The following is a 23,513-nucleotide window of genomic DNA, read 5'->3' as shown; positions in this document are numbered from 1 at the left end:
GCATGGCTACCAGCTCGCTCCGGGGAACTCGCGGGCCAGGACCTGCATTTCCGCGAGCACGTAGCCCAGGTGTTCGGAGTGCAGACCGCGGCGTCCGCCGCCGGGGGCGGGCTGGACCTGCGGGACCTCGAGCTCGGCCTCGGCCAGGACTTCGCCGGTCAGCCGGTCGAAATCGGCCCGCAGGCTGGAGGGCTGCACGGCGACGCCGGCGGCGCTGAGCCGCCCGGTCAGTTCGTCGTCGCGGAACAGCTCCTCGACGTAGGGCCAGATGACCTGGAAACCGTGGATCATCCTGGCGCGGGATTCGTCCGTGCCGTGCGCCAGGCGCAGCACCCACTGGGCGCTGTGGTCACGGTGGTAGTCGACCTCCTTGACGGCCTTGGCCGCGATTCCGGCCAGCGTGGCATCGGTGGAATCGGCCAGCCGGCGGTAGAGCTCGAACTGGTAGTAGCTCACGACGAACTGCCGGGCGATGGTGACTGCGAAGTCGCCGTTGGGCTGCTCGAAGAGGGACACGGAGCGGAACTCGTGCTCGCGGCGGAAGTAGGCCAGGTCATCCTCGCTGCGCCCGTCGAGGCCGCCCGCGTAGCTCAGGAAGGAGCGTGCGTGTCCCAGCTGGTCCAGGGCGATGTTGCCCAGGGCGATGTCCTCCTCCAGCTCGGGGGCGCGGGAGATCCAGTGCCCCAGGCGCTGGGCCAGGATCAGGGCGTCATCGCCGAGGCGGAGCGCCAGCTCGGCGGCGTCCTCGCTGGGCTTGGCGGTGCCCCGGCTGACGGCCAGGGCGATGTCCTCCGGGCGGAGGGCGTTGCCGGGGGTGATGCGGGTGGCGCTGGCCGTGGCCTCGCCGGTGCCGCTGGCTCCCTGGACGCCGACGGTGAGGTCGCCGTGGCCGGCTGCTTCTTCCGCGGGCGCGGCAGTATCCGTGGTGGTTTCCGGGGTGCTCACAGGTGCTTCACGCCCTCGCTCTTGGTGTAGTACGTCGCGTGCCGGTAGTCCTTGCCCTGCGGCGACTCAAAGAATGCGCCCTTGGCGTCCGGGTCGGACGAGGCGATGGCGTCGGCCGGGACCACCCAGATGGACACACCCTCGTTGCGGCGGGTGTAGAGGTCACGGGCGTTGCGCAGGGCCATGGCGGCGTCCGGCGCGTGCAGGGAACCGGCGTGGACGTGGGAGAGGCCGCGGCTGGAGCGGACGAAGACTTCCCAGATGGGCCAGACGTTGCCTGCGTGCGGTTCGGGGGTGGTCATGCTGCGGTTTCCTTCTCTGCTTGCTTCCGGGCCTGCTTTTTCGCGTAGGCGGCAGCGGCTTCGCGCACCCAGGCGCCGTTCTGGTGGGCTTCGCGGCGCCGTTCCAGGCGCTGGGCGTTGCACTGGCCGCGCCCGGCGATGACCTCGTGGAATTCCTCCCAGTCGAGCGGGCCATGCTCCCACTTCTTGGTTTCCTCGTTGAAGCGGATGTCCTTGTCCGGCAGCGTCAGGCCCAGGACCTTGACCTGTTCCATCATCATGCCGACGAAGCGGTTGCGGAGCTCGTCGTTGCTGAAGCGCTTGATGTTCCAGGCCATGGACTGCTTGGAGTTGGGGGAATCGTCGTCCGGCGGGCCGAACATCATCAGGGCCGGCGCGTACCAGCGGTTCACGGCGTCCTGGGCCATCTGCTTCTGCTCCGGGGTGCCGTGGGAGAGTTCCAGCAGGATCTCGAAGCCCTGGCGCTGGTGGAAGGATTCTTCCTTGCAGACGCGGACCATGGCCCGGCCGTAGGGGCCGAAGGAGGCGCGGCAGAGCGGGACCTGGTTAGCGATGGCGGCGCCGTCGACCATCCAGCCGATGGCCCCCATGTCCGCCCAGGTCCGGGCGGGGTAATTGAAGATGGAGGAGTACTTGGCCTTGCCGGACATCAGGTCCTGCATCATCGCGTCACGCGGCTGGCCGAGGGTCTCGGCCGCGGAGTAGAGGTACAGGCCGTGGCCCGCCTCGTCCTGGACCTTGGCCATCAGGATCGCCTTGCGCTTGAGGCTCGGGGCGCGGGAGATCCAGTTGGCTTCCGGCTGCATCCCGATGATCTCCGAGTGCGCGTGCTGGGAGATCTGCCGCAGCAGGGTCTTGCGGTAGGCCGGCGGCATCCAGTCGCGGGGTTCGATGCGGGAATCCTCCGCCATCACCTTGTCGAAATATGCCTGGCCCTCGGCATCACGGCGGGCCGCGTCCTCGGGGCTCATCTCGTGCCGCGCCGGCGATGGCTCGGCGGGCACTGACTGCAGGGTCTGCGATGCCATGGTTGCTCCTATGCATTTCCGATAAATAATTACCGACCGTTCGTTCAGGATATGCAAAAGGCCCGAAGCGAGTCAAGCACTACGGCGCGCCCGCGGCTCCCACGCGGCTCCTGGTGCGACTCCGGCCCGGCCGGACGGACGATCGCCGGCCCGGGGCCCCGGCCGCGCGGGAACCCGTGGCCAGATCGTTGCCGTGTGCGCCCACCCGGCCCGGACCGGCGGTGATATGGTCCGCTCATGGCCACCCCCGAAGCACCGGAACCGACCCCAGGGACGCCGACTGGCCCGAAGCGGCCCGGACGGCATCGCAAGATCCTGTTCCTGGTGCTGGGCCTGCTGCTGACCGCCGGCCTGGCCGCCGCCGTCGTCCTGCTCGCACCGCGAACGGAGAACCCCGCCCCGGCCCAATCCCCGGCACCGTCTGCCGTAGCGACGCCGACGCCGAAGCCGAAACCGCCGCCCCCGCCGGAGCCGCCGCCCACGGCGCTGAACATCCTCCTGGTCGGCAGCGACAGCCGGGTGAACCAGCGGGCTGCGGCCGCCGCGGGCAAGCCGTCCAACCAACTGGCGGACAGCATCGTGTTCCTGCACATCCCCGCCAACCGGAAGCAGGCCTACGGCATCTCCCTGATGCGTGACCTGTGGGTGGATATCCCCGGCCACGGCCAGGCCAAGATCAATTCAAGCCTGCTGATGGGCGGTCTCCCCCTCGTGACGCGGACCGTCGAGTCCCTGCTGGGCCAGCGCATCAATCACACCGTCATGGTCGATTTCCAGACTTTCGCCGCCCTGACCGACGCAGTCGGCGGCGTCGACGTCAACGTGAAGGTGCCCTTTGAGTCGACTATTGACCCGGGGGTCAGGTTTGCGGCCGGAGTGAACCGCCTCAACGGCGCCCGGGCCCTGGACTTCGTCCGCGAACGAAAGGCGTTCGTCGACGGCGACTACCAGCGCGTCCGCAATCAGCAGACCTTCCTCAAGGCGGTGCTGACCAAGGTCGTCAAGCAGGGTGTGACCGACCGCGCCACCGCCCGCAAGCTCGCGACCACCGCACTGCCGCACATCACGGTGACCCCGGGCCTGACCCTGGACGCCCTGGCACGGCTGGCGTTCAGCTTCCACACCACCCCGGCCAACGGCGCCGTGCTTTTCACGCTGCCGACGGCGGGGATCGGAACCAGTACGGACGGGCAATCGATCGTGCTCGAGGATCCCGCCGCCACCGCAGAGATCAAGGCTGCCCTCCGGGCGAACAAGCTCAGCAACTACGTGGCCGCCCACAAACTGCAAAACGGCAACTGACCGGCGTCCCGGTTGGGTAGATTGGGTCCATGACGCAGACCCCCGTGCAGCCCTCCCCGCAGCCTCCCGTCGCCAAGAAGGTTCCCGCCCCCCGCACGCACCACGGTGACGTGTTCGAGGACAACTACGAGTGGCTGCGGGACAAGGAAAACCCGGAGGTTGTGGACCTGCTGAAGGCCGAAAACGCCTACCAGGAGGCCGTCACCGCGCACCAGGAACCGCTGCGCGAGGCCATCTTCCAGGAGATCAAGGGCCGCACCCAGGAGACCGACCTCTCCGTGCCCAACCGCAAGGACGGCTGGTGGTACTACAGCCGTTCGGTCGAGGGCAAGGAATACGGCATCCAGTGCCGGGTCCGCGCCCAGGACACCGGCGACCGGGTCGCGGACTGGACGCCGCCCGCCGTCGAAGCCGGCGTCGACCTTCCCGGCGAGGAAGTGCTCCTCGACGGCAACGTCGAGGCCGAGGGCAAGCCGTTCTTCGCCGTCGGCGGCTCCGCGGTGACCGTCGACGGGACCCTGTACGCCTACGCCGTGGACAACGCGGGCGACGAGCGGTTCACCCTGCGGATCAAGGATTTGCGGACCGGCGAACTGCTGCCGGACGTGATCGAGAACGTCTTCTACGGCATCTCCTTCTCCCCCGACGGCAGCCGCATCTTCTACACCGTGGTCGACGATTCCTGGCGCCCGTTCCAGGTCAAGTCCCACATGCTGGGCACCCCCGTGACCGCCGACGAAGTGATCTACCAGGAGGACGACGTCGCCATGTGGCTCGGCTTCGAGCTCTCCGCGGACCGCCGCCACCTGGTGCTGGGGATCGGCTGCTCCGAGTTCAGCGAGACCCGGCTGCTCCGCTTCGACGACCCCGGGGCCGGGCTCACGACGGTCATCTCCCGCGACGAGCGCATCCTCTACGAAGCCGAGCCGTTCCTGCTGGCCGGTCCGGACGGAGAGAAGACCGAGACCATCCTGCTGACCCACAACAAGGACGCCGTCAACTCGATGGTCTCCCTGGTGGACCCCGCCGAACTCGCCAAGCCGGTAGCCGAGCAGCACTGGCGCACCGTCGTCGCGCATTCCGACGACGTCCGGGTCAACGGCGCCGGTGTCACCGCCACGCACCTGGTCGTCTCCATCCGCAAGGACACGATCGAACGGGTGCAGGTGCTGCCGCTGGCCGGGCTGGGCACCCCGGCGCAGGGCGCGCCGGTGGAACCTGCCTTCGACGAAGAGCTGTGCACGGCCGGGGTTTCCGGATCGGACTACGAGGCACCGGTGATCCGGATGGGCTACACCTCCTACTTCACGCCGTCGCGGGTCTACGACTTTGTGCTGCCGACGGCGGAGCTGCCCGCCGGCGAACTGCTGCTGCGCAAGGAGAGCCCCGTGCTGGGCGGCTACTCCTCCGCCGACTACGTCGCCACCCGGGAGTGGGCCGAGGCCTCCGACGGAACCCGCATCCCGCTCTCGGTGCTCCGGCACGCCTCGGTGGCCCGGGATGCGACGGCGGCCGGCCTGGTCTACGGCTACGGGTCGTACGAGATGAGCATGGACCCCGGCTTCGGCATCCCGCGGCTGTCGCTGCTGGACCGCGGGATTGTCTTCGTGATCGCGCACATCCGCGGCGGCGGCGAACTGGGCCGGCACTGGTACGACGACGGCAAGAAGCTGCACAAGAAGAACACCTTCACGGACTTCATCGCCGCCACCGACTGGCTGGCCGGCTCCGGCTGGGTGGACCCGGCCCGGATCGCTGCCATGGGCGGCTCCGCCGGCGGCCTGCTGATGGGTGCCGTGGCCAACCTGGCGCCGGAAAAGTATGCGGCGATCGTCGCAGCCGTGCCCTTCGTGGACGCCCTGACCACCATCCTGGACCCGGAGCTTCCCCTGTCTGCGCTGGAGTGGGAGGAATGGGGCAACCCCATCACGGACCCGGAGGTGTACAGCTACATGAAGTCCTACACCCCGTACGAGAACGTCCGTGCGGCCGCCTACCCCAAGATCGCCGCGGTGACCTCGTTCAACGACACCCGGGTGCTCTACGTGGAGCCGGCGAAGTGGGTGCAGCGGCTGCGCGAGCTGACCACCGGCAGCGAGCCGATCGTGATGAAGATCGAGATGGAAGGCGGCCACGGCGGGGCGTCCGGGCGCTACGTGCAGTGGAAGGAACGCGCCTGGGACTACGCCTTCGTCGCCGATGCCCTCGACGCCACCGAGCTGCTTCCCGGCGCCGGGCTGAAGTAGGCCGGGCGGGTCACCCCGGCTGCCGGACCTGCCACTCGTCGGCCAGCCTCGCGTAGACCACCTCCCCCGGCGCCACGGACCAGTCCTCACCGGGTGAAGCCGTCGGGCGAAACGGCCGCCCCACGGACACAGCTCCCCGGCACCGTGGGCACAAGTCCGTTTGCCGAAGATGGCCGCTATGGAACTCCCTTAGCGGCCATCTTTGGCAATCCACCGAGCTGGGGCTCTCCGACGACGTGCCCGGCCTGCCGCATGGCGACGCTCCAGCCCAGTTACCTACTGCCGCACTCCAGGAGAGCGGGACTAACCCGCGGGGTTCCGGGCCCCGCGTGACACCAAAGCCGGCAACGGGCCGGAGTAACTGGGCGGGAACGTACGGCGCGGGACCGTTGCCCGTCCACAGTGCGCCTACCCCGGCTGCCGGGCCTGCCACTCGTCGGCCAGCGTCGCGTAGACCACCTCGGTCGCCCACTGGCCTTTGTAATGCCACTTGTCGATCTGGGTCGATTCCCTCCGCATACCGAGCCGCTCGCACACGGCCGCGGAGGCGGTGTTGAGCGCGTCGAGCTTGGCACTGATGCGGTGGAAGCCCAGCTCTCCGAAGCCCAGCGCCAGCACCGCCGCCGCAGCCTCCGCCGCGTAGCCCATCCCCCGGGCCTCGGGCGCCAGGCTCCAGCCGATTTCGGCCTGGCCGCGGCCCGGCAGCCACTTGAGGACCACCTCGCCAAGCAGCCCGGGCGCGTCCGCGTCCTCAATCGCCAGGCAGATCCAGTCGCCTTCCTGTTCGAAGACGAAGTTGGCGTATTTCCCCACGCTCTCCATCGACTGGGTGTAGCTCTTGGCCTCGCGGGGCAGGAACCGGGCGGTCTCCGGCAGCGAGTGGTAGGCGTGGAAGGCGTCCAGGTCCCCGGCCTCGAAGCGGCGCAGCACCAACCTCTGTGTGCGGAGGGGCAGGTTCAGTTCGGTCATGCCCCCAGCCTAGGACCCGTCACCCCGCGGGCTGCTCCCCGCCGGCCCACTCCCCTCGCAGGTTCGGTCAGGGAACCCTTGCCGGCGTGGGCCCGGGAGTGCCGTTCGGCGCAGCCACAAGGACAGTTACGGGGCAGCCGATGAGTCGGCGACGACGGCGGCCGTCGCCTCCGCGATCGCGCGCTCCTCGTCCGTGGGGACCACCAGCACCGGCAGTGCGGATTCCGGCGCCGAGATGATCCGGGGCTCCGTGGACCGGGCGCGGTTCAGGCCGCCGTCGAGCTCCACGCCGAGGGCTCCCAGCCGTTCGGCGACAAGGCTGCGGAACTGGTGCGAGTTCTCCCCGATCCCGGCCGTGAAGACCAGCGTCTTCGCCCCGCCGACCGCCACGTGGTAGCCGCCGATGTATTTCGCGAGCCGGTAGGAGGCCACCGCCAGGGCCATCGCGGACCGGGCGTCACCGGACTCGGCCGCCTCGACGACCGAGCGCATGTCGTTGTTTCCGGCCAGGCCTTTGAGCCCGGACCGGCGGTTGAGCATCGAGTCGATGTCCTCTGCGGACCAGCCGGCACGGCCCAGGAACACCAGGATGGACGGGTCAAGGTCCCCCGAGCGGGTCCCCATCACGAGGCCCTCCAGCGGGGTGAAGCCCATCGAGGTGTCGATCGACTTGCCGCCGCGGATGGCCGTGACGGAGGCGCCGTTGCCCAGGTGCGCGATGACGGCGTCGAACTCCTCCACCGGCACATCCAGGAGCGCGGCGGACCGGTGCGCCACGTACTCGTGGGAGGTGCCGTGGAAGCCGTAGCGCCGGATGCCGTGGTTGGTGTACAGCTCGTCCGGGACGGCGTAGCGCCAGGCGTGCTCGGGAAGCGTGCGGTGGAAGGCGGTGTCGAATACGGCCACCTGCGGCAGCTGCGGCCACTTCTTCGCGATCGCCCGGATGCCCAGCACGTTGGCCGGGTTGTGCAGCGGCGCCAGCGGGTTCAGGCGCTCGATCGCGCGGGTGATCTCGTTGTTGATCAGCACCGGTTCGGCGAACCGCTCGCCGCCGTGCACCACGCGGTGCCCGACGGCGTCCAGGGGCCGGTCTCCCAGCGCCTCGTGGATCGCACCGTCGACCTGTTCGAGGGCTTCCGCGTGGTCGCGGGGGCCCTCGATCTGGCCGTCGCCCTCGCCGCCGTTGCCCATGCCGATCCGTTCCACCAGCCCTTCGGCCAGGACGCTGCCCGCCTCCACGTCGCGGACCTGGTACTTCAGCGAGGACGAGCCGGAGTTGATGACGAGCACGAGCAAGGAGGCCTCCTAGGCTTCGAGGGACTGGACGGGCTGCGCTGTGGGTGCGGCGGCTGGTTCTGGGGTCCCGGCGCCAGGTTCGGCTGGGGTCCCGGCGCCGGGTTCGCCGGACTGGGCCTGGATCGCGGTAATGGCTACCGTGTTCAGGATGTCGTCGACCGTGCAGCCGCGGGACAGGTCGTTGACCGGTTTGCGCAGCCCCTGCAGCACGGGCCCGACGGCGACCGCGCCGGAGGACTGCTGCACCGCCTTGTAGGTGTTGTTGCCGGTGTTCAGGTCCGGGAAGATGAACACCGTCGCCTGGCCGGCCACCGAGGAGCCGGGCATCTTCGAGGCGGCGATGGCCGCGTCGACGGCGGCGTCGTACTGGATGGGTCCCTCGACGGCGAGGTCGGGGCGGCGGGCACGGACCAGTTCGGTCGCCTGCCGGACCGCGTCCACGGCCTCGCCGGCGCCGGAGCCACCGGTCGAGTAAGAGAGCATCGCCACCCGCGGTTCGACGCCGAACTGGGCTGCGGTTTCCGCCGAGGCGAGGGCGATGTCCGCGAGCTGTTCGACGTTGGGCTCGGGGTTGACGGCGCAGTCGCCGTAGACCAGCACCCGGTCCGGCATCAGCATCAGGAACACGGAGGAGACGATCTTCACGCCCTCGCGGGTCTTCACGAACTCCAGGGCCGGGCGGATGGTGTGCGCCGTGGTGTGGGCGGCGCCGGAGACCATGCCGTCCACCACGCCGAGCTGGACCATCATGGTGCCGAAGTAGCTCTCGTCCTGCATCACCTCCAGCGCCTTCGCCAGGTCCACGCCTTTGTGCGCCCGCAGTTCGGCGTACTTCTGCGCGAAGTCCCGGCGCAGCTCCGAGGTGGCGGGGTCCACGATGTTAATCCCGGCCAGGTCGATTCCCTGCGTCGCGGCGAGCTCCCGGACGTCGGCCTCGCGGCCCAGCACGGTCAGTTCGCACACGTCGCGGCGGTGCAGGATTTCCGCGGCACGCAGGATCCGCACGTCCGTGCCCTCGGGCAGGACAATGTGGCGGCGCTGGGCGCGGGCCCGTTCGATGAGGTCATGCAGGAAGCGCAGCGGCGTCATCCGTTCCGGCCGGGGCAGGTGCAGGCGCTCCAGCAGTTCCGCTTCGTCCACCCGCTTGGCCCACAGGCCCAGCGCGGAGGCCACCTTCCGGCGGTGGCCGGACCAGATCTCGCTGCGCACCTCGGAGACCCGTTTGGCCGTGACGTAGGTGTCGTCCGGGGCGGCGAAGATCGGGAACGGCGCCTGGGCCAGCAGCGAGTAGATCGTCGGGTCCGGGGCCAGCCCGCCGGAGAGGATCAGCGCCGACGGCACAGGGAATTCCGGCGAGAACGAGGAGGCCAGGCAGGCCACCAGCACGTCGGCGCGGTCTCCGGGGACGATCACCAGGGCGCCGTCGTCGAGCACGTGCAGGAAGTTGGCCACGTTCATGGCCGCCACCTTGACCGAGTGCACGTCACGCTCCAGGTCGGGCAGCCCGGCCACCTGGCCGATGCCCAGCGCGGCCGCCACCTCACCGGTGGTGGGCCGGGCGATGTCCTCCAGCTCCGGGAAGACATAGACGGGCCGGCCGGAGGCGCCCGGCCGGACGGCCGCGGCGATCGCCTCCAGGTCCTCGGGGTCGGCACGGTTGACCATGATCGCGAGCAGGGCGCACCGCTCGGCCAGGAGTTCCTTGCGCGCCACCTCCACGGCGTCCGCGGTCTCGGCCACCGTCCGGCCCTTCGCCCCGACGACGGCGACCATCGGTGCGGCGAGGTTGTTGGCGAGCCGGGCGTTGAGGTCGAATTCGACGGCGGCGTCCTGGCCGGTCAGGTCCGTGCCCTCGATGATCACCACGTCGCAGTGCCGGGACATTTCCGCGAAAATCTCGACGCAGCGTGCGTCGATTTCCTCGCGCTTGCCTTCCGCGAGCAGGCCCCGCACCTCGGCGAAGGTCAGGCCGCTGCGGCAGCGGTCGTCGTCGAGCCCGAAGCGGGATTTCATCAGCGAGACCATGGGGTCCGCGTCCGTGCGCCCGTGGACGACGGGCTTGAAGAAGCCGATGCGGTCCGCGTGCCGGTGCAGGGTGTCCGCCAGGCCCAGGGCAATGAGGGACTTACCGGATCCCGGCGTCGTCGCGCTTACATAGATTCCTTTGGCCATGTGTCCCAGCATACTTACGCCCCTTGACAGCGGGCACCAGAATGGGATTACCTAATGAACATTCGGTAAATAAAGCTGGAGGCAATGACGCATGGCTGAACTGACGATTTCCGGTGAGACCCACCCCATCCTGAAAGACGATTACGCCTCCGAGTGGATGGGGATCGAGGTCCTGGCGCTTGAGGACGGCCACGCCACCATCCGGATGCCGCTCCGCCGCGAGATGCTCAACGGCTTCGGTATGGCCCACGGGGGCATGATCTTCGCCTTCGGTGACACGGCCTTCGCCCTCGCCTGCAACCCCGCCTCACCGGCCCCGGGCGAGGTCGACAGCATCACCGTCGCGTCCGGCGTCGACATCAATTTCGTGAAGCCTGCCTTCCGGGGACAGATCCTCACCGCCGTCGCCAACCGCCGCGCGAGCGCCGGCCGCAGCGGCATCTATGACATTCAGATCTACGCCGCAGACCCCGGCGCCGCGCCCGGTACGGACACGTCCGCCGGCACGGTCCCGGGCGAACTGCCCGCCGACAGCTCCACCCAGGGCGAACTCATCGCCGAGTTCCGCGGCCGCAGCCGCACCATCTCCAAGAAATAGAAGTAGGACCCAGATGACCACCCCCACCGCTGAATCTGCCCTCGCCACCGGCGACGCCGTCCTGGACCGCGAAGAAACCATTTCCCGCGACGAGCTCGAAGCCCTCCAGCTGTCCCGCCTGCAGCACACCGTGGCCTACGCCTACGACCGGGTCCCGCTCTACAAGCGGAAGTTCGACGAGGCCGGCGTCCACCCCACCGACCTGCGCGAGCTCTCCGACCTGGGGAAGTTCCCGTTCACCACCAAGGAAGACCTCCGGCTGGAATACCCGTTCGGGATGTTCGCGGTCCCGCAGAAGGAGATCGCCCGGATCCACGCCAGCTCCGGCACCACCGGCCGCGCCACCGTCGTCGGCTACACCAAGCAGGACCTCGCCGACTGGGCCAAGCTCGTGGCCCGTTCGCTGCGTGCCTCCGGCGTCCGGCCCGGCATGAAGGTGCACAACGCCTACGGCTACGGCCTGTTCACCGGCGGCCTGGGCGCCCACGCGGGCGCCGAAGCCCTGGGCTGCACGGTCATCCCGATCTCCGGTGGCCAGACCGAACGCCAGATCCAGCTCATCCAGGACTTCGAACCGGATGCCATCCTGGCCACCCCGACCTACCTGCTGACCATCGCCGACGCCATGATCAAGCAGGGCATCGACCCGGCCTCCACCTCGCTGAAGTACGCTGTGCTCGGGGCCGAGCCGTGGACCGAGGAAATGCGCCACGAGCTCGAGGTCACCATGAACATCAAGGCCTGCGATATCTACGGCCTTTCCGAGGTCATGGGCCCCGGCGTCGCCGGCGAGGCCGTGGAGACCCAGGACGGCAGCCACATCTGGGAGGACCACTTCCGGCCTGAGATCATTGACGCCTTCAATCCGGCCGTGGGTGTGGATTCGGTCCTGGGCGATGGCGAGCACGGCGAACTGGTCTTCACCTCGCTCACCAAGGAAGCCCTGCCGATCATCCGGTACCGCACCAAGGACCTGACCCGGCTGCTGCCCGGCACCGCCCGCCCGGCGCACCGCCGCATGGGCCGCATCACCGGGCGCAGCGATGACATGATCATCCTGCGCGGCGTCAACCTCTTCCCCTCCCAGATCGAGGAAATCGCGCTGCGCATCCCGGAGCTCAGCCCGCATTTCCAGCTGGAACTGACCCGGCCCGAGGGCCAGCGGATGGACCAGCTGACGGTCCGGATCGAACGCCGCGACGCCGTCTCGATCGAGAGCAGCGCGACGGCCGCGAAGGTGCTGCAGCAGCAGATCAAGATCCACGTGGGGTCGTCCTGCACGGTCGACGTCGTTGATCCGGGTTCGCTGGAACGCTCCAACGGCAAGCTCCGCCGCATCTACGACCTGCGCCCCAAGGCCTAAGGCGCCGGTACCCGGCGGCCGGTCCCTTCGGGGTCCGGCCGCCGGCCACGCCGCCGGGCCGACCGACCGTTCATGAGAAACTAGCGAGTATGCCCAGCACAGCAACCACCACCAAGCGCGGCCGCCCCGGCTATGATCAGCAGTCGGTGCTGCTGATCGCCGTCGACGTCTTTAACCGCCACGGCTACGACGCCACCTCGATGGGCATCCTGGCCGAGAACCTGGGCATTTCCAAGTCCGCGATCTACCACCACGTGCCCTCCAAGGGCGATCTCCTGAAGCTCGCCCTGGACCACGCGCTGGGTGGCCTCGAAGCCATCCTGGACCGCCCCGAAGCGCAGCACGGCTCGGCCGAAGCGCGGCTGGAATTCGTGGTCCGCGAGACCATCTCCGTCCTGGTGGAGCGGCTGCCGTTTGTCACCCTGCTGCTGCGGTTGCGCGGCAACACCGAGATCGAACGCGACGCCCTTGAACGCCGCCGCACCTTCGACCACAAGGTGGCGGCCCTGATTTCCGCGGCCCGCGACGAGGGCTCGCTGCGCCAGGACATCGACCCGCGCACCGTCGCCCGCCTGCTGTTCGGCACGATCAACTCGATCGTCGAGTGGTACAAGCCGGGCGGTTCGCTCTCCCCGGCCAAGCTGGCCGACGACGTCATCACCATGGCATTCCACGGCCTGCACGTCCCCACCCGGGGCTGAGCCAGTAGCCAGCCGGTCCTTAGCGGTGCGCTGGGTGCCCGGCCCTATTGACGACTCCGCCCGGATACTAAGCGTGCTTGGTATTTCCGCCGACCGCGGTTTACGGTGGTAGAAAGCCATCATCGGAGGAAGGAAGAACCATGAGCCACCCCAAGGAAGATCCCGCCGCAGGATTCATCGTTCCGGACCCGTCGAAGATCCGGGAAGACATTCCCGGCGATGCAGGCGACGAAGCAAACGCCATCCGCTTCAGCGAGGAGCAGGCGCTGATCGAGGAACAGGCGCACGGCATCCGCCCCGACACCTACAGCGTCCCCGCCGGCGGCCCCACCATGGACGAGGCGCGCGGCAACATGGACCTCTCCGACCGCAGCGAGTCCGGCCGCGGCACCGGGCCCGAGGATGACAGTAGCGACGACGGCCTGCACGGCGGCGCCGAGTCCTGACAGGCTGCGCGGGGTCCGGCGGGCGTGGGTCGCCCGCCGGACCCTGGCGCGTCCCCGACTGAGCGAAGCGGCAGCAGGCGACCGGCTCCACGCCTACAGCTGGTAGTCGGCCGCCGTCGTGATGTTCTCGTGGACGCAGAGGATGTTGTGCTCGGTGTCCATGAACCAGGCGCACTTCTCCGAGTCCGTGGTGCAGATGTGGTTTTCGGTCTTGAGGTCCGGAAGGTCATAGTCCTGGAACGTGACACCCCGGGCTTCCATTTCCTGGACCGTGCGTTCGATGCCGCTGACCTCAAAACTCAGGGTGGTGTGCTCTGAGTGCTTTCCGTCCTTGACCGGCATCAACTGGAGCAACGGGCCGCCCTCCGAGCCGAATATTTCGCTTCCGTCGTCTGCCACGCCGCGGTGCGGGAGCCCCAGGGTGTCCGCATAGAAATGCCGGGCACGCGCTGCATCATCGACTGGCAGGACTGTTGTGGCTTTGTTGAGTACTAGGGACATGTCGCCACCTCCTACGAGCACGATTTTACGCCGCAGCGGGGTGGAAAGCGGGGTGGAAAGCGCCCGCCCGGCCCCGGTTGCCCTATCACTTATGGTTGCCATTCCAGGGCTTTGGCAGCCATAAGTGATAGGGCAACGGGCGGGGTGGAACGGAGGAGAGGGCGCTACTTCTCCACGAGGGTCAGAACGTCGTAGGTGGCCACGATTTCGTCGTTCTGGTTGGTCAGCACTGCGTCCCAGGCCACCTCGCCGTACTCGTCGGTCTCGCGCGGGGTGATCTTCTTGGCCGTCAGCGTGACCCGGATGGAGTCGCCGGCCGCGACCGGCGTGATGAAGCGCAGGTTCTCGAGGCCGTAGTTCGCCAGCACCGGGCCCGGCGCGGGCTCCACGAACAGTCCGGCGCCCCAGGCCAGCAGCAGGTAGCCGTGTGCCACGATGCCCGGGAAGAACGGGTTGGCTTCCGCCGCCTCCTGGTTGGTGTGGGCGTAGAACGTGTCACCGGTGGAGTTGGCGAATTTCGTGATTTCGTCGAGGGTGACCTCGCGCAGCTCCGAGCGGATGGCGTCGCCGATGTGCAGCGTGGCCAGGGACTTGCGGAACGGGTGCTGTCCCTCGGTCTCAAGCGTGAAGTTGCGGTCCGCGCCAGTGTGCCAGATGCCGGTGACGGCGGTCAGCATGTTGGGCGAGCCCTGGATGGCGGTGCGCTGCATGTGGTGCATGACCGAGCGGATGCCGCCCAGTTCCTCGCCGCCGCCGGCCCGGCCGGGACCGCCGTGGACCAGGTGCGGCACCGGGGAGCCGTGCCCGGTGGAGCTGCGGGCGTCCTCGCGGTTGAGCATTAGGACGCGGCCGTGGTGCGCCGCGATGCCGGTGACCAGTTCACGGGCCACCTCGGGGTCGTTGGTGCAGACCGAGGCGACCAGGGAGCCGCCGCCGCGGGCGGCGAGGCGGACGGCGTCGGCGACGTCGGTGTACCCGATCAGGGACGAAACGGGTCCGAAGGCTTCGAGCGAGTGGACCGTCTCGGCCTCGGGGTCGGCCCAGCTCAACAGCACGGGCGACATGAACGCCCCGCCGTCGACGACGCCGACGGTCCCGTCCGCGCTGGTGACCTTCGGCGAATCGAGGCTGCCGTAGGCGAGTTCGCCGCCGGCGTCGAGCATGGTCTGCACGGCGGCGCGGACGTCGGCGAGCTGCTCGAGCGAGGCGAGGGCGCCCATGGTGACGCCCTCGGCGCGGGGGTCGCCCAGCACGACGCGTTCGGTGATCCGCTCCCCCACGGCGGCGGCGACGTCGGACACGAGCTCCTGCGGCACGATTGCGCGGCGGATCGAGGTGCACTTCTGCCCGGCCTTGGCGGTCATTTCGGTGACGAGGGACTTGACGAACGCGTCGAATTCGGGGGATCCCTTGACCGCGTCCGGGCCCAGGATCGCGGCGTTCAGCGAGTCGGTTTCGGAGGTGAAGCGGACGCCGCCCTTGACCACGTTGGGGTGGGACTTGAGCGTGTCGGCGGTGGAGGCGGAGCCGGTGAAGGCAACGAGGTCGCGGTAGTCAAGGTGGTCCAGCAGGGTGCGGGCCGGGCCCGAGACCAGCTGCAGGGAACCCTCGGGCAGGATGCCGGACTCGTCGATCGCATTGACCACGGCCGCGGCGACGAAGCCGGTCGGAGTGGCCGGCTTGACGATCGTCGGGACGCCGGCGATGAAGGCCGGGGCGAGTTTCTCGAGCATGCCCCAGACCGGGAAGTTGAAGGCGTTGATCTGCACGGCGACGCCGGGAATCCGGGTGTAGATGTGCTCACCGGCGAAGGAGCCGTCCCGGGACAGGATCTCCATCGGGCCGTCCACCACCACCTGGGCGTTGGGCAGTTCGCGGCGGCCCTTGGAGCCGAAGGTGAACAGCACACCGATGCCGCCGTCGATGTCGATCATGGAGTCGACCTTGGTGGCGCCTGTCTGGGCGGAGAGCGCGTAGAACTCGTCCCGGCGGCCGTTCAGGTACTGGGCGAGTTCCTTGAGCTTGAGCGCCCGCTGGTGGAAGGTCAGCTTGCCCAGTCCGGCCTGCCCGGTGGTGCGGCCGTAGTCGACGACGGAGACCAGGTCCAGGCCCTCGGTGCTGACCCGGGCGAGTAGTTCGCCGGTGCTGGCGTCCCGGACGGGCGCGGCGCCCCCTGCCGAGGCGGCGTCGGGGGTCCACCACGAGTTCCGGATAAAACTGGGGACGATTTCGACGGTGTCGACAGTGGGTTCCGGAGCTGTTGCAGTGGTGGTCATCGTTGACGGGTCCTTCCAACACGGGGCAAGATCGACGCGGCCAGCACATTACTGACCGTCCGTTCGGTAATATGTCTACAGTACATGAACCTGCCCGCCCGCACACTAGTAACGGCAGGACCAACCGGCCGGCATCGGGCCGATTTCCGAGGAGGCGCTATGACCACCGATCCGCGCGGTACCGAGCTGTGGAAGATCACCCTGGGTGAGCTCGACGAAAAAATGGGCGTAAAGATTGTCGAGGAATCCGTCGAACGGGTCGTCGCGACCATGCCGGTGGAGGGCAACCGCCAGTCCTTCGGGCTGCTGCACGGCGGCGCCTCGCTGGCCGTGGGTGAAGCCGTCGGTTCCTGGGCGGCGGTGATCCACGCAAGCACCCTGGGCAAGACGGCGGTGGGGGTGGACGTTTCCGCCACGCACCACAAGTCGGCCCGGGAGGGGACCATCACCATCACGGCGACCCCGATCCACCTGGGCGGCACGTTGACCACCCACGAGGTGCTGATCGCCAACGAGGCCGCCGAAAGGCTGTGCACGCTGCGCATCACCAACCTGCTGCTGGAGCGCAAAAAATAAGGGAAACGCGGTCACAGGGCCGGCCGCTGCATCCGCGGCGGGCCTCCGGCCGGTATTAACGGTGTCAGCACATCACCGCCCGAATCCGGGCAACTCAATGAGGAGTTTGAAATGCGCAAAACCGTTTATGCCGCCGGCGCCCTGTCCCTGGCGGCCGCACTGGCCTTCGCAGCCCCGGCCCAGGCCGGCGGGAAGCACGACGGCGGCAGGCACCACGGCGAGGACGCCGTCCTCTCTGTGCTCCACGGCGTCCCCGGCCTCACCGTGGACGTCTGGGTCAACGGCAAGCTGACCCTGGACGACTTCAAGCCCGGCAAGCTCGCCGGCCCGCTGAAGCTCGAGGGCGGAAGCTACGAGATTGCCGTCACGGCCGCCAACGCCAAGAGCGCCGACGACGCCGTGATCGGGCCCGTCGAGGTGAAACTCCGGGAGGGCCGGAATTACACCGCCGTCGCCCATCTGGACGAGGACGGCGATCCCACCGCCACCCTGTTCCGGAATGACACCTCGCCCAGCCCGCGGGGCCAGGGCAAGCTCACGGTCCGGCACGTGGCGGCAGCGCCCGCCGTCGACGTCCTTGCCGGCAAGACCCCGGTCATAGAGGATCTGGAGAATCCGGAGCAGGAGGTACTCACGCTGAAGGCCGGGAAGGTCTCCGCCGCGGTAGCCGCCGCCGGCACCACCAAACCCCTGATCCTCGCGAAGGGCACCCTCGGCGTCGCCGTCCAGGTGGTCGACTCGGGCAAGTGGCGGGACCACGGCCGGCACGGCCGCTAACGGGCCCTTAAGGCCGCCAGGGCCGGCTCCTAGGCTGCCTTGGTGCTCGCCCTGACCACCAGGCGCGCCGGGTAAATGAGCGGTTCGCGGCTGGTGCCCGGGTCTTCGATATCCGCGAGCAGCAGGCGGCCGGCCTCGGCGGCCATGTCCACGGTCGGCTGGTTGATGGTCGTCAACGGCAGCTCTCCGGGCGCGGCCAGGTGGTCGTCAAACCCGACGACGGCGACGTCCCCCGGGACTGCCAGGCCCGCGGCCTGCAGCGCGATAATGGCGCCGCGGGCCATCAGGTCGGAGGCGGCGAACAGGCCGTCGACGCTGCGGTCCTCGGCCAGCAACTGCTCGGCGGCCTCGGTTCCGCCGGCGGGGGTGAAGTCGCCCTGGACCACCGGCCCGGGCTGCAGTCCGGCTTCCTTGAGGCCGGCCTGCCAGCCCGSGAGCCGGTCGGCGGCCGCGGTCATGTCCAGCGGACCGGTGATCGTCGCCAACCGGGTACGCCCGGCCGCGGCCAGGTGCAGCGCGGCCAGGCGTCCGCCCTCAAAGCTGTCGACGTCGACGTAGTGGATTCCGAGCCCGGTGTCCCAGGGCCGGCCAATGAAGACCGTGGGCAGGCCCGACGACGCGAGGTCTTCGGTCCAGCCGTCCGCCTTGTGGTGCGAGACGATGATCGCTCCGTCGACGTGGCCGCCGCGCAGGTAGCGCAGCGTCCGGGAGGGGTCGCCGCCCACGCGGGACATCAGGAGGACCAGCTGCATTTCGGTTTCGCGCAGCGCCTCGGTTACCCCGGTGATGACGGCGGCGAAGAACGGGTCCATCATGACCCGGGCGTCGGGCTCATTGATGACCAGGGCGATCGAGGAGGTCCGACGGGTCACCAGGCTGCGGGCGGCCCGGTTGGGGGTGTAGCCGAGGGAGATGACCGCCGCGTCCACCGCGGCCTGGGCTTCCGGACTGACCCTGGATCCGCCGTTGATCGCCCGCGAGGCGGTGGAGCGGGACACTCCGGCCGCCGTCGCGAGGTCTTCAAGGGTGGGGGTGGGTTTGGCCGGTCCGGCCCGGAGACCCCGGTGGATCTGTGCGCTCATTACCTTGAGAATACGACATCCCCGGTGTCCGCACTGACCATCCCGTGCTGCTGCGGCGGCAGGCCGTTGGCCGCCGCCACGGTCGCGTACCAGAGCCCGCTCGCCTTGGGGATGCGTTCCAGGGTCTCGTAGTCGACCCGGACCAGGCCGAAGCGCTGGTGGTAGCCGTAGGCCCACTCGAAGTTATCCAGCAGCGACCAGGCGAGGTACCCGCGCACGTCCGCGCCGTCGGCGATCGCGTCGTGGACGGCGCGCAGGTGGACGTCGAAGAACGCCAGCCGGTCCTGGTCATCGACGAAGCCGTCCGCGTCCGGAGTGTCCGGGTACGCGGCGCCGTTTTCGGTCATGTACAGCGGAATGCCGGCCGGCCCGGTGTATTCGCGCTGCAGCCGGGTCAGTAAGCGGGAAAGGCCCTCGGGCTGCACCTCCCAGCCCATCCCGGTGACCGGCAGCCCGCGCGCGACCGAGTGCACGCCTTCCGCGGAGACGAACGGCGTGGCCTCCTGCCTGCCTGCTGATTCCGGCGCGGCCTGGGCGGTGGTGGTGACGGTTTCCGTCTGCTGCCGGGCGTCTTTTGCCGCCGCTTTGGTCAGGGCTTCGCCCTGGTAGTAGTTCACACCGAGCAGGTCCAACGGCGTCGAGATGATGGCCAGGTCGCCGTCGTGCACGACGGCGTCGAAGCCCAGGCCGGCGATGTCGTCCAGCACGTCGGAGGGGTACTCGCCGCGGAAGATCGGGTCGAGGAAGATCCGGTTGTGCAGGCCGTCGATCCGGCGGGCCGCGTCCCGGTCCTCGGCGGCGGCCGGGTCGGCCGGGTCGGCGACGGTGAGGTTCAGGGTGATGCCGAGGCTGGCCTCCGGGTCGCGGCGGCGCAGGGCCGCGGCGGCGAGTCCGTGCCCGAGCAGAAGATGGTGTGCGGCGGCGAGGGCGGCCGCCGGTTCCTGCCGGCCCGGGGCGTGGACGCCCGCGGCGTAACCGAGGAACGCCGAGCACCACGGTTCGTTGAGGGTGGTCCAGATGCGGACCCGGTCGCCCAGGGCCTCATGCATGAGCTCCGCGTAGGCCGCGAAAAGTTCGGCCGTTTCGCGGTTGGCCCAGCCGCCTTCATCCTCCAGTGCCTGAGGCAGGTCCCAGTGGTACAGCGTCAGCCAGGGCGTGATGCCCGCGGCGAGGAGCTCGTCCACCAGCCGGGAGTAGAAGGCGATGCCCTCGGGGTTGGGCGTCCTGCCGTCCGGCATGCAGCGCGCCCACGAGGTCGAGAAGCGGTAGGCCTTGAGGTTCAGCGCCTTCATCAGCTCCACGTCCTGGCCGGAGCGGTGGTAGTGGTCGCAGGCCACGTCGCCGTTGTGGGCGTCCGCGACGGCGCCCGGGACCCGGGCGAAGGTGTCCCAGATAGAGTCCTGCCGGCCGCCTTCATGGGCAGCGCCTTCGATCTGATAAGCCGCGGTGGCCGCGCCCCACAGAAAACCGTCGGGGAAAGTGGTTGGGGTGGTGCTCATCCTTTGACTGCTCCTTGCATGATTCCTGAAACGAGTTGGCGCCCTGCCGCGATGAAGAGCAGCAGCAGCGGGATGGTGGCCAGGACAGCCCCGGCCAGCACCACCGAATAGTCCACGAAGTGGGCCGCCTGCAGCAGCTGCAGCGCCACCGGAAGCGTCGGATTTGAGGGGTCCAGCACAATGAAAGGCCAGAAGAAGTTGGTCCACGTGGCAACAAAGGTGAACAGCGCCAGCATGGCCGCCGCCGGCCGGGCCGCCGGGAATCCCACGTACCAGAAGGCCTGGATCATCGACGCCCCGTCCATCCGGACGGCCTCGATGAGCTCGTCCGGCAGGGCATCGCGCAGGTACTGGGTCATCCAGAACACGCCGAAAGCCGTGACGGCCCCGGGAATGATGACGGCCCAGAGGGATCCGGTCCAGCCGAGCTTCGCCATCACAATGAACAACGGCACCACACCGAGCTGGGTGGGCACCGCCATCGTGGCGATCACGAAGACGAGCAGGCCCTTGCTGCCGCGGAAGCGGAGCTTGGCGAAGGCGAAACCGGCGAGGGTTGAGAACGCCACCACGGAGCCTGCCGTCACGGTGGACACCAGCAGGCTGTTGCCCATGGCTTTCCAGAACGGGATGCTGTCGAAGACCTTCGCGGCGTTGGCCAGGAAGTTTCCGCCCGGCAGGAGCGGGATACCGCGGCTCAGCGCCGTGCTGTCGTGGCTGCCCACCAGGAAGGACCAGTAGAGCGGGAACAGGGACGCCAGCAGGACCGCGCCCAGTGCACCGTAGGTCAGGGGCCCGGGACGCCGGACCCCGCCGGTTCCCCTGCCGCGCCCGTGCGTGGGCCGGCGCCGGGCCGGCCGGTTGAGCCGCTTGGCGGCCGCCGCGGCGGCGCCCTCTCCCGCGGTTTGCCGGATCATGGGGATGGAGCTCATTTGCGGCCTCCCTGGTCTGCGATGCGCCGGGTGAGTAGGAAGTTCAGGAGGGCGATCAGCACGATCATCAGGAACAGCAGCCATGCCACGGCTGATGCCCTGCCGAAGTTGCGCTGTCCCCAGCCCAGTTCCCAGATGTACATGGTGAGTGTCTGCCACTGCCGGTCCGCGCCACCGAGCCCGGACTGGTCGAACACCCGCGGCTCGTCGAAGATCTGCAGTCCGCCGATCGTGGACGTGATGGCCACGAAAATCACGGTGGGACGCAGCATCGGGACCGTCACGGACAGGAACTGGCGGACGCGGCTGGCGCCGTCGATGGTGGCAGCTTCGAAGACGTCGCGCGGGATGGCCTGCATTGCGGCGAGGAAGATCAGTGCGTTGTAGCCGATCCAGCGGAAGTTCACCATGGTGGCGATCGCCAGGTGGCTGGCCAGCTGATCGGAATGCCAGCGGACCGGGTCAAGGCCGGCAAGGGCCAACAGCTCGTTGACGAGACCGAACTGGTCCGCGAACAGGTTGTTGAAAATCAGCCCTACGGCCACGGGAGCGACGACGAAGGGCACCAGCACGCCCATCCGCCAGAACGTCTTCGCCCGCAGGTTCGCGTCCAGCACCGCTGCGATCAGCAGCGCCAGCACGACCTGCGGCACGGACGAGAGCAGGAAGATGCTCAGCGTGTTTCCCACCGCGTTCCAGAAATACGGCTGCCCCAGGACAAAGCCGAAGTTGTCCAGTCCGATGAACCTGCCCTGGCCGCCGATCAGGTTCCAGTTGTGCAGGGAAACCCAGCCGGTGTAGAGCAGTGGAAACAGGCCCGTGACGGCGAACAGCAGGAAGAACGGCGAAATGTACAGGTAGGGCGAGAGCTTGATGTCCCACCGTGAGAGCCGCTGTGAAACGGCGATCCGCCGGACACTCCTGTTGCTGTGTTGCTCCTCGTCGGCCGATTGGCCCTGGGGCCTGACCCGGTCCGTTACCGTCATGACTTACAGGGACTTCACGGCGGTGAGGAACTTCGCCCAGGAGGACTCGGCGTCGTCCTTCTTGTCCACGTCCACGCGGGTGAGGGCCTGCTGCATGGCGTCGTTGATGGCGAAGAACTTCGGTCCCTTGAACGGGGTGGCGCCCACGGCCTTGGCCCGTTCGGCGAAGATCTTTCCGGTGGGGGCGTTGTTGAAGAACTTGTTCGTCTGGCCCAGCAGTGCCTCGCTGTCGAGCGCCTCGACCTGGCTTGGGAACGTGCCCTTGGCCTTGAACGCCTTGATCTGCTGTTCGGGGGCGGTCAGCCAGGCGGCGAGCTTTTTGGCTTCGGCCTGGTGCTTGCCCTGTGCCGGCACGGTCAGGTACGAACCGCCCCAGTTTCCGCCGCCGCCCGGGAAGACGTTGGCGACGTCCCAGCCCTTGACGCCGGTGGCATTGCCCTCGATCACGCCCAGCATCCAGCCCGGGCAGAGGGTGGTGGCGAACTTCTGGGACTGGAAACCGGCGACCCAGTCGTTGCTCCACTGGCCTAGGTGCGCCGACAGGTTGTCCTTCGTCGAGGCGTTGAGGACCTTGGTGTAGGTCTCCTTCACCGCAGGGTTTTCGGCGGCGATGACGGTGCCGTCTTCGTTCTCGTAGGCCTTCTCCAGCTGGTTGCTCATGCCCTGGTAGATGGCCCCGGCGGAATCGAACCAGGCAGCCCCGGTCTTTGCGGCAACGAACTTCTTGCCGGCGTCGAAGTAGCTGTCCCAGGTGGTGCCGAGCATCGCGGCGACGGATTCGCGGTCCGTGGGCATCCCCGCGGCTTTGAGCAGCGAGGAGTTGTAGCAGACAGCCTCGGGACCGGAGTCGGTGCCGTAGCCGATCAGGTGGCCGTCCTGGGTGGTTGCCGCCTCGGTCTTCCAGTCCAGCCAGCGGCCCTCGACGGCGGGATCCTTGAGGTCCACGAACTGGTCGGGGTACTGCTTGAGCTCGGACAGCCAGTCCACCTCAATGGCCTCGATGTCCGACCAGCCGGATCCTGCCGCCAGCCGGGTGGTGAGGTTGTCGCGCGCCTCGTTAGTGGTGGCGGCCTTCTTGTGCTGGATCTTGACGTTCGGGTTGAGCGATTCGTACTCCTTGAGCAGGCTCTCGTACCCGAACTCGTTGAAGGTGGCGAGGGTGAGGGTCACGGGCTCCTTTCCGGTCTCGCCGGTGGGCGCCGCGGCTTTGGGGGCGTCTGCTCCGCAGGCGCTCAGGGCAAGGGTGAGGCAGGCAGCCGACGCCGACAGGGCGGCAAGCTTGCTGGGGAATTTCACGCAGGGACTCCTTTGTCGGGATGGGGCACGAAGGTGCGGGGCGAGGCGCCCAGATTGGGAGCGCTCCCAAAGCTGCATGGGAGCGCTCTCACGAGCATGGTGTCGCACATCACAAGCGCTTGTCAAGGCGGGTTCCCCGCCCGGCCGGGTACCCTTGCCCGCCCCGGAGTGCGGTGTTAGGCTTCCCGGCGGGAGCGCTCCCACACTTCCGCTTTTACGG

Annotated in this window: 21 protein-coding genes; 8 read left to right on the top strand and 13 right to left on the bottom strand. The window is 68.6% G+C overall.

Annotated elements, in window-relative coordinates; genetic code table 11:
- Positions 1–6: 6 nt before the first annotated feature.
- The 3 genes from paaC to paaA are packed head-to-tail and all read right to left on the bottom strand — an operon-like array spanning position 7 to position 2,275.
- On the bottom strand, positions 7–945 hold the full coding sequence (gene paaC, locus ASG71_RS05400) for a 1,2-phenylacetyl-CoA epoxidase subunit PaaC (RefSeq protein ID WP_056737670.1): 939 nt from the start codon (positions 943–945) through the stop codon (positions 7–9).
- Positions 942–1,247, bottom strand: a complete 306-nt coding sequence (gene paaB / locus ASG71_RS05395) for a 1,2-phenylacetyl-CoA epoxidase subunit PaaB (protein WP_091251167.1) — start codon at positions 1,245–1,247, stop codon at positions 942–944. Before paaB ends, paaC begins: the two co-directional genes overlap by 4 nt.
- On the bottom strand, positions 1,244–2,275 hold the full coding sequence (gene paaA / locus ASG71_RS05390; RefSeq protein ID WP_056737669.1) for a 1,2-phenylacetyl-CoA epoxidase subunit PaaA: 1,032 nt from the start codon (positions 2,273–2,275) through the stop codon (positions 1,244–1,246). Before paaA ends, paaB begins: the two co-directional genes overlap by 4 nt.
- Positions 2,276–2,512: 237 nt before the next feature.
- Here paaA and ASG71_RS05385 point away from each other — a divergent pair, with 237 nt between their 5' ends.
- Both ASG71_RS05385 and ASG71_RS05380 read left to right on the top strand, forming a co-directional pair.
- Positions 2,513–3,577 (top strand): LCP family protein, encoded by a 1,065-nt coding sequence (locus ASG71_RS05385; RefSeq protein ID WP_082574892.1) that lies wholly within the window; start codon positions 2,513–2,515, stop codon positions 3,575–3,577.
- Positions 3,578–3,606: 29 nt separating this feature from the next.
- On the top strand, positions 3,607–5,823 hold the full coding sequence (locus ASG71_RS05380) for a S9 family peptidase (RefSeq protein WP_056737668.1): 2,217 nt from the start codon (positions 3,607–3,609) through the stop codon (positions 5,821–5,823).
- A gap of 408 nt (positions 5,824–6,231) precedes the next feature.
- Here the strand turns inward: ASG71_RS05380 and ASG71_RS05375 are convergent, their stop codons facing one another.
- The 3 genes from ASG71_RS05375 to pta form a co-directional block, all read right to left on the bottom strand.
- Positions 6,232–6,792 carry a GNAT family N-acetyltransferase gene (locus tag ASG71_RS05375; protein WP_056737667.1) on the bottom strand — a complete coding sequence of 187 codons (561 nt, stop codon included), beginning with the start codon at positions 6,790–6,792 and terminating at the stop codon, positions 6,232–6,234.
- A gap of 126 nt (positions 6,793–6,918) precedes the next feature.
- On the bottom strand, positions 6,919–8,088 hold the full coding sequence (locus ASG71_RS05370; protein WP_056737666.1) for an acetate kinase: 1,170 nt from the start codon (positions 8,086–8,088) through the stop codon (positions 6,919–6,921).
- A gap of 9 nt (positions 8,089–8,097) precedes the next feature.
- On the bottom strand, positions 8,098–10,260 hold the full coding sequence (gene pta / locus ASG71_RS05365; RefSeq protein ID WP_082574890.1) for a phosphate acetyltransferase: 2,163 nt from the start codon (positions 10,258–10,260) through the stop codon (positions 8,098–8,100).
- Positions 10,261–10,351: 91 nt separating this feature from the next.
- Between pta and ASG71_RS05360 the strand changes: the two genes are divergently transcribed.
- The 4 genes from ASG71_RS05360 (at position 10,352) to ASG71_RS05345 (ending at position 13,368) form a co-directional block, all read left to right on the top strand.
- Positions 10,352–10,858: a hotdog fold thioesterase gene (locus ASG71_RS05360; RefSeq protein ID WP_056737665.1), complete on the top strand. Its 507-nt coding sequence runs from the start codon at positions 10,352–10,354 to the stop codon at positions 10,856–10,858.
- A 13-nt stretch (positions 10,859–10,871) separates the two neighbouring features.
- A complete protein-coding gene (gene paaK / locus ASG71_RS05355; protein ID WP_056737664.1) occupies positions 10,872–12,221 on the top strand; it encodes a phenylacetate--CoA ligase PaaK in 1,350 nt (449 codons plus the stop codon).
- Between the two features lie 89 nt (positions 12,222–12,310).
- Complete coding sequence (locus ASG71_RS05350; RefSeq protein WP_056737663.1) at positions 12,311–12,922, top strand: TetR/AcrR family transcriptional regulator; 612 nt, start codon at positions 12,311–12,313, stop codon at positions 12,920–12,922.
- Positions 12,923–13,062: 140 nt separating this feature from the next.
- Positions 13,063–13,368, top strand: coding sequence for a hypothetical protein (locus ASG71_RS05345; RefSeq protein ID WP_056737662.1), 306 nt, complete (start codon positions 13,063–13,065; stop codon positions 13,366–13,368).
- Between the two features lie 93 nt (positions 13,369–13,461).
- Here ASG71_RS05345 and ASG71_RS05340 read toward each other — a convergent pair whose 3' ends face one another.
- Positions 13,462–13,869, bottom strand: coding sequence for a VOC family protein (locus ASG71_RS05340; RefSeq protein ID WP_056737661.1), 408 nt, complete (start codon positions 13,867–13,869; stop codon positions 13,462–13,464).
- Between the two features lie 164 nt (positions 13,870–14,033).
- A complete protein-coding gene (gene paaZ / locus ASG71_RS05335; protein WP_056737660.1) occupies positions 14,034–16,145 on the bottom strand; it encodes a phenylacetic acid degradation bifunctional protein PaaZ in 2,112 nt (703 codons plus the stop codon).
- Positions 16,146–16,304: 159 nt separating this feature from the next.
- Between paaZ and ASG71_RS05330 the strand changes: the two genes are divergently transcribed.
- Both ASG71_RS05330 and ASG71_RS05325 read left to right on the top strand, forming a co-directional pair.
- On the top strand, positions 16,305–16,721 hold the full coding sequence (locus ASG71_RS05330; protein ID WP_056737659.1) for a PaaI family thioesterase: 417 nt from the start codon (positions 16,305–16,307) through the stop codon (positions 16,719–16,721).
- Positions 16,722–16,832: 111 nt separating this feature from the next.
- Positions 16,833–17,498 (top strand): DUF4397 domain-containing protein, encoded by a 666-nt coding sequence (locus ASG71_RS05325; RefSeq protein ID WP_056737658.1) that lies wholly within the window; start codon positions 16,833–16,835, stop codon positions 17,496–17,498.
- Positions 17,499–17,527: 29 nt separating this feature from the next.
- Here ASG71_RS05325 and ASG71_RS05320 read toward each other — a convergent pair whose 3' ends face one another.
- From ASG71_RS05320 to ASG71_RS05300, 5 genes are read right to left on the bottom strand one after another with little or no spacing between them, the layout of a single operon-like run.
- Complete coding sequence (locus ASG71_RS05320) at positions 17,528–18,580, bottom strand: LacI family DNA-binding transcriptional regulator (protein WP_056737657.1); 1,053 nt, start codon at positions 18,578–18,580, stop codon at positions 17,528–17,530.
- Entirely contained in the window at positions 18,580–20,079 is a 1,500-nt protein-coding gene (locus ASG71_RS05315) for a glycoside hydrolase family 1 protein (RefSeq protein ID WP_056737656.1), read from the bottom strand. The genes ASG71_RS05320 and ASG71_RS05315 overlap by 1 nt, the downstream gene beginning before the upstream one ends.
- Complete coding sequence (locus ASG71_RS05310) at positions 20,076–21,011, bottom strand: carbohydrate ABC transporter permease (RefSeq protein ID WP_056737655.1); 936 nt, start codon at positions 21,009–21,011, stop codon at positions 20,076–20,078. Before ASG71_RS05310 ends, ASG71_RS05315 begins: the two co-directional genes overlap by 4 nt.
- Entirely contained in the window at positions 21,008–21,997 is a 990-nt protein-coding gene (locus ASG71_RS05305) for a carbohydrate ABC transporter permease (RefSeq protein WP_056737654.1), read from the bottom strand. The genes ASG71_RS05310 and ASG71_RS05305 overlap by 4 nt, the downstream gene beginning before the upstream one ends.
- A 3-nt stretch (positions 21,998–22,000) precedes the next feature.
- Complete coding sequence (locus ASG71_RS05300) at positions 22,001–23,293, bottom strand: extracellular solute-binding protein (protein WP_056737653.1); 1,293 nt, start codon at positions 23,291–23,293, stop codon at positions 22,001–22,003.
- Positions 23,294–23,513: the final 220 nt, after the last annotated feature.

The organism is Arthrobacter sp. Soil763 (assembly GCF_001428365.1).
Lineage (GTDB): Bacteria > Actinomycetota > Actinomycetes > Actinomycetales > Micrococcaceae > Arthrobacter.
The sequence above is the reverse complement of the archived record's forward strand: the minus strand, read 5'-3'. Positions and strand labels throughout refer to the sequence as shown.